This is a genomic window from Campylobacter concisus (assembly GCF_003048675.2).
Classification (GTDB): domain Bacteria; phylum Campylobacterota; class Campylobacteria; order Campylobacterales; family Campylobacteraceae; genus Campylobacter_A; species Campylobacter_A concisus_F.
On record NZ_CP060707.1, the window covers coordinates 1045568 to 1057881 of the forward strand.

Genomic DNA, 12314 nt, shown 5'->3' on the forward strand with positions numbered 1-12314 from the left:
TTCTCCTTACAAATTTGGATTTATCTTATAAGTACTCAAATCATTTCCCTTCGTATCCATAACATGCACGGCACACGCGATGCAAGGGTCGTAAGAGTGAATTTTTCGTATTATCTCAAGTGGTTTTGAAAGATCAGCTATCTTCATACCAACCAGACATGCTTCATAGCTTCCCATTTGACCTTTAGCATCTTTTGGCGAGGCATTCCAGGTACTTGGCACGACTGCTTGCCAGTTTGAGATGACGCCATCTTTTATGCGGCACCAGTGGCTTAGCGCGCCTCTTGGAGCGTTGCCTTGAAAATTTCCTTTATATTCTTTTTTGTTATCTATTACATATTTTGTGCAGGTCTCTTGATCTGTCTTTAAATTTTCGATCAAGGCATTAAATGCGTCCATTGTGTGCTCTGCTACCACCTTTGCTTCAAGCATACGAGCGGCGGTTCTGCCTAGAGTTGAAAAGACTGCACTTAGCGGCAAGCCACTCTTTGCTAAAAACTCATCGACTACCTTTTTAACTCTCTCGTTGCCTTTAGCGTAGTTTATGACGATGCTTGCGATCGGTCCTACTTGCATAGGCATGCCATCATATCTTGGCGCTTTGATCCAGCTATATTTACCCTTTGTGTCAAAAAGCTTGCTGTGAGCTAGCTTGCCCTCGCCGTCTATGCTCTCACCATCAACAAGGCCAGTGTAGTTTGCCTCTGTCTCGCCATCATATGGATGAAGCGCTTTGTCATTTTTATACCAAGATCTTGTCGCCTCTTCTGTGATCTTCTCTTCATCGATGTCATAGACTTTGCTAAGATCGCCATTTAAGATGATGCCACCTTTAAATAGATGGTCATTTTTGCCGATCAAAAACTCATCGTAGCAGAATAAATTTGATACGCCAACGTCGTTTAGAACGCTTGGCTCGTTTGCATAAGCTTTAGCCGCCATCAAAATATCTGGATAGTAAGCTCTATCGACAAATTCTTTTATCTCGGCAAATTTACTCATATATTCGCCCATTCTAGCTGGATCCATAAGATCCATCACGCAGGTCACGCCACCAACTGTTAGGCTTTGTGGATGTGGGTTTTTCGCGCCAAAGATAGCCATCATCTGAGCTGCTGTTCTTTGGATTCTAAGGCACTCTAAGTAGTGTGAGAGGACGATTAAATTTTGCTCTGGAGTAAATTTATATGTGCTATGTCCCCAGTATGCGTTGGCAAATGGTCCAAGGTTGCCCTTTTTAACAAAGGCTTCAACCCTCTCTTTTACCTCTTTTAGCTTGTCAGCTCCCGTTGCAAATGGCGTGCTTGTGTATTTAAACGCCTCTTCGCTAGCTTTATGCACATCTGCGCTTAGTGCAGAGACGACGTCCGCCCAGTCCATGCCGTGAAGCTGATAAAAGTGCACGATGTGATCGTGAAGATATAAAGCTGCATTCATGAGCGTTCTAGTTAGCTCTGCATTTAGCGGAGGCTTGATACCAAGGGCATTTTCAACTGCGACTATGCCTGCTCGGTAGTGTGAGTATGTGCAAACGCCACAAATTCTTTGCATGAAAAAGCCAGCATCTCTTGGGTCTCTGTTTTTTACTATCTGCTCTAAGCCCCTCCAAAGAGTTGAGCCAGAGTAAGCCTCTTTTACAACGTTGTTTTCATCGACTACGACTTCTATTCTTAAGTGCCCTTCGATACGTGTTATAGGGTCTATTACTATTCTTTTTTCACTCATTTTTTCGCCTTATTCTTTATCTTTACTCATACAAGCTAGTGCAGCGTGAGCCGCTATGCCAACACCAGCAAGTGCTAAAATTCCAATGCCGATCTTATCACTTACATTATCAGCGCCAAGCCCCAAAACAGTGTCAAATAGCCTATCAGCCATCGGCTCTTCAAACGGCCCCATCGTATCCCAGAAGTCTGGCTCTGAGCAACCTATACAGCCGTGACCTGCTTGAACTGGCCATGATGTGTGTTGATTAAATCTCTCGCGCGAGCAGTTATTAAATGTATATGGACCTTTACAGCCTACTTTGTATAAGCAGTAGCCATTTTTTGCGCCCTCGTCACCAAAGCTTTGGACAAACTCGCCTGCATCAAAGTGACCACGTCTCTCGCAAAGATCGTGAATTCTTAAGCCATAAGCCCATTTTGGTCTGTTATAAACATCAAGTGCAGGCAAAGTGCCAAAAAGTAAGAAGTGAAGCACGTTGCCAACGATGTTTTTCTCGCTTGGAGGACAGCCTGGCACGTTTATGACTGGCTTATCAGTCACCTTTGAAAGGCCGACTGAATTTGTTGGATTTGGCTTAGCTGCTTGGATACCGCCAAAGCTAGAACAGGTGCCAATGGCAAAGATAGCAGCAGCGTTAGCAGAGGCATTTACGGCGTGAGTTTTGCCGCTTGTGCCGTGAGGTCCTACTGTTAAAAAGTGCTCAGTAGCTCCCGTTGGGACGCCACCTTCAACTAGCAGGATGTATCTGCCCTTATATTTTTCTATCGCATGCTCTAAATTTTCTTCAGCCTGCCAGCCAGCAGCCGCCATAATAGTTTCGTGGTATTCAAGGCTTATGTAGTCAAATATAAGGCTATCTATGCTTGGAGCGTCAGTTCTTAGCAAGCCCTCGCTACAGCCAGTGCATTCTGCCATGTGAAGCCATATCACTGGGAGCCTATCGCTTAGCTCAGCAGCGCGAGCAACTATCGGCGTCATCGCACTTGGCAATGCCATAAAGGCTGTCATCGCACCAGCCCACTTCATAAAATCACGCCTAGTAAAGCCCTTATCTTTTAAAAGCTGCGCAATACTAGTGTCATTTTTCATCTTAGGCAATGCACTAAGTTCGCTTAAGCGTCTATCTATCTTTTGACGCAAGTCATTATTCATATAAGCTCCTTCGTTAGAAATTTGTTTTATATGTATAGTATCTTTGTTTTAAAAAGAGTAAAATTATTTTATGATATTAGTAGTTATATTTAAATAAATTTTAAAATAAAATTTTAAATGCCTTGAAATCAATAATCTTAAAATATGTTAAAAAATAATATTTAGTGAGAATTTATCCTATTTTGAGAAATGATATGGCAAAAATTCTATTTTTCTGAAAGTAAATATCAATTAAATTTTTAATAATTTTAAAAATAATTTAGTGTTTTTAAGAAGAGTGAAATTTAAGGTAAAAATTACAAAAGCCTAAATTGGTTAAATTTAGGCTTTTAAATTTACATTAAAATGGCCAGATAGCCTCCATAAGCCTTGTGCCCCAAGGTTTTTTGGTTGATTTGTCTAGCTCGCCCTCAGTTTTATACAAAATTTTGGCATCAGCTATGTATTTTGAGTCGATCTCGTTGTTTTGCGAGATGTCGTAAGGTCTGATGACGCCACTTACTTGCATGATCTGCTTTTCGCCGTTTATAAGTAGCTCGCGGCTGCCCTCGATGAAGTAGTTGCCGTTATTTAGGATCTTGATGATCCTAGCTGAGATGGTCGCGGTAAATTTCTCGCTTCTGTTGCTCGTGCCACTACCTGTAAATTTATTGCCGCCACCTGCTTTAAAGCCGATGTCGCCGTATTTGTTCAGATTTTCAGCCACGGTTGAGAGCGGCGCGGCTCCAGCTGTGAAAACGCCGCCACCAAGCGAAATGGTGCTATCTTTGTTGGTGCTTTTACTACCGCTTGAAATTTGACTTGCATTTTCTGAGATGACGATGGTTACGATGTCATTTACATTCATCGCCTTTCTATCTGAAAATAGAGGGTTGTCGCCCTTGCCAAAGAGGCTACCAGCATTACTTTGACCGCTACCACTGTCTTTTGAAGGGAGTTGCTCGACATACACTGGAGGTTTCATATTGATGTGAGGATCTGCACTTGGGGTGCAACCTGTGTAAAAAATGCCCGCAAATGTGACGAGCCAAATCTTTTTATAGTTCATAAAATGCCTTAAAATAAGTATCTTTGTGCTAAGATTAAGCAATTTAAGTTCCCAAAAAGGTCACAAATGAAAAGTTGTTACATTTTTTCAGACAAAAATCTAGCATATTTGCAGGAAATTATAGCTACAAAATTCAAAAAAGTTGAGATCTTTAAGATAACTCCAGACGAAAATGACAAAAAAAATCTAATAAATTTAAATGAAAAAGAGTTTTTTTTAAAATTTATAGATAAATTTGAAGAGTTAAAGGCCAAGAGCGACTTTGTCGTAGTCGTTGGCTGTGAGGGCTTTAGCGTCTTTGGCAAGAGCGAGCTAAATTTAAAGCTAGCTAGAAATTTAAACGCTCCAATCTTTGATGAAAACGCAAACGAGCTAAGGGCGCTAAATTTAAACTCAAAACTTCTAGTAACTAATAAATTTGATGAAATTTTAAGCTATGAGCACGAGATCATCACGCCATTTAAATTTCAAAGCTTGCTTCTAAAAAGAGCCAAAATGGCAAACAAGACCGTCGTTTTGCCAGAGAGTGATGATGAGAGAATTTTAAAAGCAACCCACATCGTGCTAGAAAAAGGTGCGGCAAATATCATCTTGCTAGGGCTTGAGAGCGAAATTTCAAAAAAGGCAGCCACTTTGGGGCTAAATTTAAGCAAAGCAAAGGTGATAGAGCCTGCGCAAAATGAGCTGAACAAAGAGTTTGCAAAGAAAATTTATGAGCTAAGAAAGCATAAAGGTGTCGATGAAGCCAAGGCAAACGCGCTTGCGAAAGACAAAATTTACTTTGGCACTATGCTCATACATGAAGGCATAGCAGACGCGCTTGTAAGTGGCGCTACGATGAGCACGGCTGATACTATCCGCCCAGCCCTTCAGATCATAAAAACAAAGCCAAATGTAAGTGTGGTAAGCGGGGCATTTTTCATGGCGCTTGAAGAGGAGATTTTACTCTTTGCAGACTGCGCCGTCACGCCAAATCCAAGCAGCGATGAGCTAGCTAGCATCACGCTAAGTAGCGCTCAAACGGCAAGTGCCTTTGGTCTTAGCCCAAAGATTGCTATGCTAAGCTACTCAACAGCTGATAGTGGCAGTGGGGCTGACGTGGAGTTTGTAAAAGAGGCTGCCAAAAAGGCGAGCGAGCTTGATGCGAATTTAAAGATCGCAGCGCCAATTCAGTTTGACGCGGCGGTTGATCTAAGCGTGGCTAGTAAAAAGATGCCAAATTCCGATGTCGCTGGGCAGGCAAATGTATTTATATTTCCAAATTTAAACTGCGGAAACATCTGCTACAAAGCAGTCCAACGAAGCGCAAACGCCCTAGCTGTGGGCCCAATCCTTCAAGGGCTAAAAAAACCAGTAAATGACCTAAGCCGCGGCTGTCTCGTCGAAGACGTGGTAAATACCATCTTAATAAGCGCGATACAAGCAGGAGAGTGATATGAGAATTTTAGTTTTAAACTCAGGTAGCAGCTCGATAAAATTTCAACTTTTTGAAATGCAGACAAAAACAAGCCTAGCAAGCGGTCTAGTCGAGCAAATCGGCAGCTCTAGCTCAAGGGCAGTGCTAAAAGCAAATGGCGAAGTTTATGAGATAAAACGCTTTATAAAAGACCACCACGACGGACTTGAAGCGATGAACGAGCTATTTGTCACTTCAAACACCTTGCACGATCTAAGTGAGCTTGACGGCATCGGACACAGGATAGTGCACGGCGGCGAGAGCTTTTTTAGCTCGATGATAGTTGATGAGAGCGTCATCAAAAAGATCGAGGAGATAAGCCCTCTTGCCCCACTTCACAACCCAGGTCACCTTGCTGGCATCAAAAATGCGATGAAAGAGAGTAAAAATGTCCCTCACGTGGTCGTTTTTGACACAGTTTTTCATCAAAGCATGCCAGAGTACGCCTACCGCTACGCCCTACCCTACGATGTTTGCAAGGCTCATCACATCAGAAAATATGGCTTTCACGGCACATCGCACAGATATGTCTGTAAGCAAGCGGCAAAAATGCTTGGCATAGAGTTTGATAAATTTAACGCTATCTCGCTTCACTTAGGCAACGGCGCCTCAGCTTGTGCTGTGCAAAATGGCAAAAGCATCGACACCTCGATGGGTCTTAGTCCACTTGAAGGTCTCATAATGGGCACAAGAAGCGGCGATATGGACCCAGCCGTAGTCATCTACCTACTAAATATCGGCGTTTTAAAGTGGAACGAGATCGATAACTTCTTAAATAAAAAGAGCGGACTTTTTGGAATTTGTGGCTCAAGCGACATGAGAGAGGTCGTAGCTAAGATGCAAAACGACGAGCGCGCAAAGCTTGCATTTGATATGTTTTGCTACCGAGTGAAAAAGTATATCGGCTCATACTACGCCATTTTGGGGCGCGTTGATGCGCTTATATTTACTGGCGGCATCGGCGAAAATGCGCCAAATACAAGGCAAAAAATTTGTGACGATCTAAAGCATCTTGGCATCCACATCAACCACGAGCTAAATTTCTCAAACGAGCGAGGCGAGAGGTGCATAGATGAAGAAGGCGCTAAGATAAAAACGCTCATCATCCCAACCAACGAAGAGCTTGAGATCGCCATAGAGACAGCCAGAGTGATAAAAGAGAGAACGCTTTAAGCATGAAATTTCCACTTGACTGCAAAGATAGTTTTGAGAGCTCATTTATATTTTGGCTAACTCGCTATGTCAAATTTAAGCTTAGCTCGCTTTCAAACAAGGAGCTAAGGGACCCAAAAGCGCTTGCAAGTGTAAATTTCGCCCTAAGCCGCGAGATAAAAAACATAGAGCAGCTTGATGGGCTGGTAAAAAGCGCTAGAAATGCAGGACTAACTGGCATAAATACCTACTTTAATCCGCTTAAAAAGATATACGAGACGATGAAATTTTATGAGCTTGGCAGCCTAAAACAGATAGATGAAGAGCTGTTAAGTGAAATTTTAGCAAGCACAACTGGCGGACTAAGCGATGCGAGCAAGAAAAACTACAGAATTTCAGTGATAAATTTCTTTGCCTTTTTAGACAAGCAAAACGAAGAAGACGGCAAGGCTCATGTTTTTGATATAAATTTAAAAAACTGGGGCGGCGTTAGTGGTAACAAAGGGCAAAAGCTGCCTGAGTTTATGGGCGAAGAGGAGGTTAAGAAATTTCTTGATGCAATCGAGGAGAGCGACTTTAAGCAAAACTCAAACCGCAACAAGCTCATCATCAAGGTCATTATCTTTACTGGCATTCGTGTGAGCGAGGCACTAAATTTAAAGAGAAAAGATATCACCGAAGATGGCGATCTTTTTATCATTAGAATTCGTGGCAAAGGCAACAAATACCGCATCGTTATGATAAAGCGCCACCTAATCGAAGCTCACCTAAACGCAATCGCCATAAACTACATCAATAAAGAGGGCTACCTTTTTATAAATAAAAAAGGCACGAGGCTCACGCAGGCTTATGTTAGCCGCATAGTGGAGCAAATTTTATTTAAAGCAGGTATCAGAAAAGAGAAAAACGGCGCTCATATGCTGCGCCACACCTTTGCAACGATGCTTTATAAAAAGCAAAAAGACCTTGTGCTAGTGCAAGAAGCTCTTGGACATGCAAGCCTAAATACCTCAAGAATTTACACGCACTTTGATAGTGATAAGCTAAAACTTGCTGCAAAAGTGGCTGAAGACTTGGCTGGCGAGTAAAATTTACAAAAAAGAGAGAGAATGAACGCAAGTTCTGTTATAGCAATGCTGCAAGACAAGCTACCAAAAAATCATGCTCAGCTAAAAACATTAGAAGACAAGCTCAACTCTTTTGATGAAACAAAAATAAATGATCTGGTTTCAAAAATCCCACAGCTTAACTTAAAATCACCTACGATTGTCTTTTGGGTGGGTAGCTTCGTCTTTGGAGTGCTTGGCGTAAATCGCTTTATGATAGGACAAACTGCCCTTGGTCTAGCAAAGCTTGCTCTTTTTATTTTATATATAGTTTTTATTTTCTTATTTTCTAAGGTAATAATTTCTGTAGACGAATGGATAACCCCTGAAGAAATGCTATATTTAATGGATTTGGCTAAAACATATTCTAAGATTATCAGCATTTTTGAAATTATTATAATCATATGGTGGGTCATCGATCTTTTTATCACTGATAAGAGCGTAAGAAAGCAAAATTTAGAAAAGATATCAAAGGCGATAGACGAGTGAAATTTATCATGAAGAAAGCAGTAAAATTTTCGTTTTTATGCTTGTTTGACTAATCGTTAGAGCAAAGCCAAATTTGCGGTAGATGTTCGCAACGCAAAATAACTTTGCTCTAGCATTCAAGTAAATTTATCGATTAAATTTATTGCAAATAGATCAATTTCTATGCCACGAAAAAATTAGTTTAAATTTAATCTCGCAAGCTCAAATTTACTTTTTAGCTGGCTCTTCATCTTCTACTGTCTTATTCGCTTCTTGCTCTTTAAACTCTTCAAAAAGCTCATCATATCTAGCCTTGGCATTTTCATAGACGCCAGAAGGCAGAGTGATGTTTAGATCGTCCTTTAGGCTTAGTACGTCATCGCAGGCGTTTTGATAGCCAAGATCGCAGCTTTTCATAAAATAACTCACTCCAAGCTCGATATTTGAGTGCTTTTTTAGATCATTATCCATCTGCTCGTTTATCTCTTCATTTACAAACATATCACCCAAAGCCTCGCAAGAAAGAACATCTTTTTGCTCGCAACCATCATAAAAAATTTCATACGCAGTTGCGTAGTCTCCGGTGTTTAGGGCTTCGTTGCCCCTGTCATAGTCGTCGATGTCAAAGCCTGAGGCTAAGCTTAAGATTAGAGCTAAAAAAACTATCTTTTTCATATAAAACTCGGTGCGTCATTTGAAAATAGTATAAGATCGCCAGCGTGCGTGTTTTGGGCTAAAATTTCTTGCATTTTATTCTTGTCCTTTAGGATGATGATCTTTGGTTTTACGATGTGTTTTAACAAGACTTCGGCGTTTAGTGAGCTTGTGATGATGACAAGGTCGAAAATTTCATTTATCACCTTGGCTAAATTTGCATTTTGCTCTGCATCGCTCTCGACGATACCAGGCGTTAGCAGCACTTTTCTGCCAGCGTAAGTACTTACTAGCTCGTAGCTTGCGCTCATTCCTGAGAAATTTCCATTAAAGCTATCATCGATTATCAGCTTGCCGCCAGCCTCGATCTTGCTTAGGCGGTGCTCGACGTTTTTCATCTTAGATAGCGCACTATTTATCGCTTCATCGCTCATTTTTAGGTATCTTGCGACTTTGACGCAGACGGCTAAATTTGTAGCGTTAAATTTGCCAAGAAGCGGCGAAGCGTAGCTCTTGCCATCAAGCGTAAATGAAATTCCATCTAAATTTGCATTTATTTCTTTTAGACTTTCATCGTAAATTTCCACATTTTCGCTTGCCTCTTTTTTTGTCGAGCTATGTAAAAATGCCATTTGTAAGCGAGCGCTTTGCAACGCCTCGAGCTTTGTCGCGCGGATATTATCAAGCGTTTTAAAGTACTCTATGTGCTGAGCGCCGATCTCGCCAACGATGACGATTTGCGGATTTAGAAATTTAGTGATCTCTAGGATGTCGCCCTTTAGCCTAGCGCCTGCTTCTGCGATGTAAATTTGCGTTTGCTCGCTTAAATTTTCATTGATATCTTTGATGATACCAGCCATTGTATTTACGCTGCGAGGCGTTTTATAACAGGCAAAGCTATCTTTTAAAATTTCAAATAAGAAATTTTTGATGCTCGTTTTGCCGTAGCTTGCTGTGATCAAAATGATCTTTAGCTCTTTGTTTGCGCCTAGTTTTTTAAGCGCCTTGTTTTTAAAGCCTTGAAATTTGATTTTTTCTAAAATTTCACTAAAAAATAGGCTCACGACCAAGACAAAAAGCGGCATAGGAGCCAAAAACGCCTTGTGGATGATGAAATTTAAAGCGTAATTTAAGATGATGGCGCAAGCAAGGATCACAAAAAAGTGCTTGATCCTACCAGTAAAGACTAGCTTTTTATCAAGTTTTTTATGCCACAGATAAAGAGCTGGCAAAAGCGCAAAGTAAAAGTAGATAAAAAACCACTTGCCAGTCGTGTAAAATAGCACCAGCGGCACGATGAAGAAAAAGACATGCCAAGCGGGCTTTGTGAAGTGAAAGAGCACGCGCTCAGGCCTATATGAAAACCACTGAAAGCAAGTGATCACATAAAAAGCAAGTGCAAAGATAAATAAAACTGTGCTTAGACTTAAAAATATACTCATCTTATCTCCTCGATCCCGCTCTCATCGTCATCTAGCACGACATTTTTTGCTTCATTTGGCTCAAAATTTATCCCTTTTTCTATCTCATCACTTATAAATTTAGCGTGGAGCAAAAAGAAAAAATGATCGCCACTAAGTGGGAAAAATGAGCTATTTTTGATAAGCCTATCTATGCTCTCGCCGCTTGTTACAGGCGTTGCCTTGTCATTTTCTCCCCAAAATATAAAAGCCCTGCCCCCAAAGTCAGCAAAATGCTTTGTAAAATCCTCATCAACGACGTTTTTTAGGGTTTCATACATAACTCTACTCATACCGCTCACATCTTTTGTGGCAAAGAGTTTATAAAATTTACCAAAGCCAAATATCTTTAAAATTTTAAAAATTGCTATCTTTGCTCGCACGATAAATGGCTTTTTGACGACTATACCAGCAGAGCTTAAAAGCACTAGATATGGTGGTTTTAGAAGTGTTGCGACCTTACCACCAAAGCTGTGTCCTGCGATGATGTCTGGTTTTATGCCAAGCTCGTCACAGAAATTTGCAATGATTTTTGCGTAGTCACTTGTTTTTAAAGGCTTAAAAATGGAGCTTTTGCCAAAGCCTGGCATGTCGATATATACGTGACAAAACTCGCTTAGATATGAGCCAAAAGCCTTTTTCATTATCTCTTTGTTTGCGCCCCAGCCGTGCAAGAAGAGCACTACTTTTTTGCATTTTGGATTTACTACTTCGTAGCTGATCTCGTACTCGTCTGAGCCGTATTTGACTGCCCTACTCGCCATCGTTTTCTCTCTTTTTAGCAGCGTAAATGCTCTCAAGCACGCTTACAGCTTCGCAAAGGCGCTCATACTCCTCCATATTTAAAAGGACTGCTTCAAATTTATTGTTTTTAACGATGACAGCGCGCTTTAGCTCGCTAGCTCCCACACGTGAAAGCACTGAGCTAAAATTTCTAACAACCTCGGTTGCTGTATAAATTTCATCTTTTGTAAAAGTTACCATTGTCACTCTTTATGTAAAATTTTACGTAAAATATCACAAACTACTTTATATATCGCTAAATACTAGAGCTTGCCGCTACCTTTTACCGAAGTGATAGAGTTTATAAATTTATAATCAATCTTTATCTCACGCTCTTTTGGAAGTGAGTTTGCAAGGGCATTTAGCGTGCTCTCAAAGTCCTCAAATAGATAGTTTGCAAGGCTGCCTGGGTTTGGATTGATCTCATTTAGATAGACCTCGTCATCTATCACGAAAAAGTCGCATCTAATGATCGCTCCGTCAAATCCACAATCATAAATTTTAGAAAAGTTAAATTTAAGCTTTTGTTTTAGCTCTTCAGAAATTTCTGCCTCTTTTACCTTGTTTTCATTTGAAAAACTTAGATATTTTTGCTCGTAGTCAAGAAATTCTTTCTTTTTTGGCTCTTCGACGATAGAAAATTTGATCTTTCCATCGATCCTGCAGCCAGCTAAGTTATACTCTTTGACGCCTTTTATAAAGGGCTCTACTAAAACATCTTTGTCAAATTCAAACGCCACGTCTTTTGCGTAGGCAAGCTCACTATCATCATGCACGACGCTCACGCCGATGCTGCTGCCTAGCCTTGCTGGCTTTAATATAATAGGATAGTGAAATTTTGGCTCACTTTGACGAGTTAGCATCTCATAGTCAAGCGCCTTTACACCAGCCTTTTGTGCTAGAAATTTAGTAAGCTCTTTGTTGTAGCTAAGCGCGCTTGCTTCAAGCCTTGGACCTATATATTTGACCCCGTAAAAGTCAAAAAGTGCCGCTATCTTGCCATCTTCTCCGTCCATGCCGTGGATCAAATTTATAACGACATCACATTCAACTTTATTTGCGCCAAAAAGTGAGTGCGCATAAAAGCCGCCCTTTGCTAAAGATAGCTTCTTTGAGCTTTTGTATTTGCCAGAGCTAAAGAAATTTGCCCTCATATCTTTTTGCTCGATCAGGTAAAAGTCCCTGTTTGCATCGCAAAATATAAATTTCAGCTCCTGTTTTAGGACGTTTTTTAAAACTATCGCGCTTACTATGCTTATCTCATGCTCAAAACTCTTTGCCCCAAATATCACGCCTAAATTCATCTT

12 protein-coding genes are annotated in these 12314 nt (G+C 40.8%); 4 read left to right on the plus strand and 8 right to left on the minus strand.

Features of this window, described 5'->3' with window-relative positions; translation table 11 throughout:
* Positions 1 to 6: 6 nt before the first annotated feature.
* The 3 genes from CVT00_RS05215 to flgH all read right to left on the minus strand — a co-directional run bounded on the left by CVT00_RS05215 (position 7) and on the right by flgH (position 3928).
* Positions 7 to 1725, minus strand: coding sequence for a nickel-dependent hydrogenase large subunit (locus tag CVT00_RS05215; RefSeq protein ID WP_107915694.1), 1719 nt, complete (start codon positions 1723 to 1725; stop codon positions 7 to 9).
* A 9-nt stretch (positions 1726 to 1734) separates the two neighbouring features.
* A complete protein-coding gene (locus CVT00_RS05220; protein ID WP_107915695.1) occupies positions 1735 to 2880 on the minus strand; it encodes a hydrogenase small subunit in 1146 nt (381 codons plus the stop codon).
* 340 nt (positions 2881 to 3220) lie between these two features.
* Positions 3221 to 3928 carry a flagellar basal body L-ring protein FlgH gene (gene flgH / locus CVT00_RS05225; protein ID WP_087580128.1) on the minus strand — a complete coding sequence of 236 codons (708 nt, stop codon included), beginning with the start codon at positions 3926 to 3928 and terminating at the stop codon, positions 3221 to 3223.
* Between the two features lie 66 nt (positions 3929 to 3994).
* Here flgH and pta point away from each other — a divergent pair, with 66 nt between their 5' ends.
* Genes pta through CVT00_RS05245 form a run of 4 tightly spaced genes read left to right on the plus strand, consistent with a single transcriptional unit; the run spans position 3995 to position 8131 of the window.
* A complete protein-coding gene (pta, locus tag CVT00_RS05230; RefSeq protein WP_103557989.1) occupies positions 3995 to 5362 on the plus strand; it encodes a phosphate acetyltransferase in 1368 nt (455 codons plus the stop codon).
* A gap of 1 nt (position 5363) precedes the next feature.
* A complete protein-coding gene (locus CVT00_RS05235; protein WP_103557990.1) occupies positions 5364 to 6557 on the plus strand; it encodes an acetate kinase in 1194 nt (397 codons plus the stop codon).
* 2 nt (positions 6558 to 6559) lie between these two features.
* Positions 6560 to 7624, plus strand: coding sequence for a tyrosine-type recombinase/integrase (locus CVT00_RS05240; protein ID WP_103557991.1), 1065 nt, complete (start codon positions 6560 to 6562; stop codon positions 7622 to 7624).
* Between the two features lie 21 nt (positions 7625 to 7645).
* On the plus strand, positions 7646 to 8131 hold the full coding sequence (locus CVT00_RS05245) for a TM2 domain-containing protein (protein ID WP_103557992.1): 486 nt from the start codon (positions 7646 to 7648) through the stop codon (positions 8129 to 8131).
* A 207-nt stretch (positions 8132 to 8338) separates the two neighbouring features.
* On the opposite strand, the gene CVT00_RS05250 is transcribed toward CVT00_RS05245, so the two are convergent.
* The 5 genes from CVT00_RS05250 to CVT00_RS05270 all read right to left on the minus strand — a co-directional run bounded on the left by CVT00_RS05250 (position 8339) and on the right by CVT00_RS05270 (position 12311).
* A complete protein-coding gene (locus CVT00_RS05250) occupies positions 8339 to 8785 on the minus strand; it encodes a hypothetical protein (RefSeq protein WP_107915697.1) in 447 nt (148 codons plus the stop codon).
* Complete coding sequence (locus tag CVT00_RS05255; RefSeq protein ID WP_107915699.1) at positions 8782 to 10206, minus strand: Mur ligase family protein; 1425 nt, start codon at positions 10204 to 10206, stop codon at positions 8782 to 8784. Before CVT00_RS05255 ends, CVT00_RS05250 begins: the two co-directional genes overlap by 4 nt.
* Positions 10203 to 10988, minus strand: a complete 786-nt coding sequence (locus tag CVT00_RS05260; protein WP_103557995.1) for an alpha/beta fold hydrolase — start codon at positions 10986 to 10988, stop codon at positions 10203 to 10205. Before CVT00_RS05260 ends, CVT00_RS05255 begins: the two co-directional genes overlap by 4 nt.
* Positions 10978 to 11208 (minus strand): type II toxin-antitoxin system Phd/YefM family antitoxin, encoded by a 231-nt coding sequence (locus CVT00_RS05265; RefSeq protein WP_002942153.1) that lies wholly within the window; start codon positions 11206 to 11208, stop codon positions 10978 to 10980. The genes CVT00_RS05260 and CVT00_RS05265 overlap by 11 nt, the downstream gene beginning before the upstream one ends.
* A 62-nt stretch (positions 11209 to 11270) precedes the next feature.
* Positions 11271 to 12311, minus strand: coding sequence for a D-alanine--D-alanine ligase (locus tag CVT00_RS05270; protein WP_103557996.1), 1041 nt, complete (start codon positions 12309 to 12311; stop codon positions 11271 to 11273).
* Positions 12312 to 12314 lie beyond the last annotated feature (3 nt).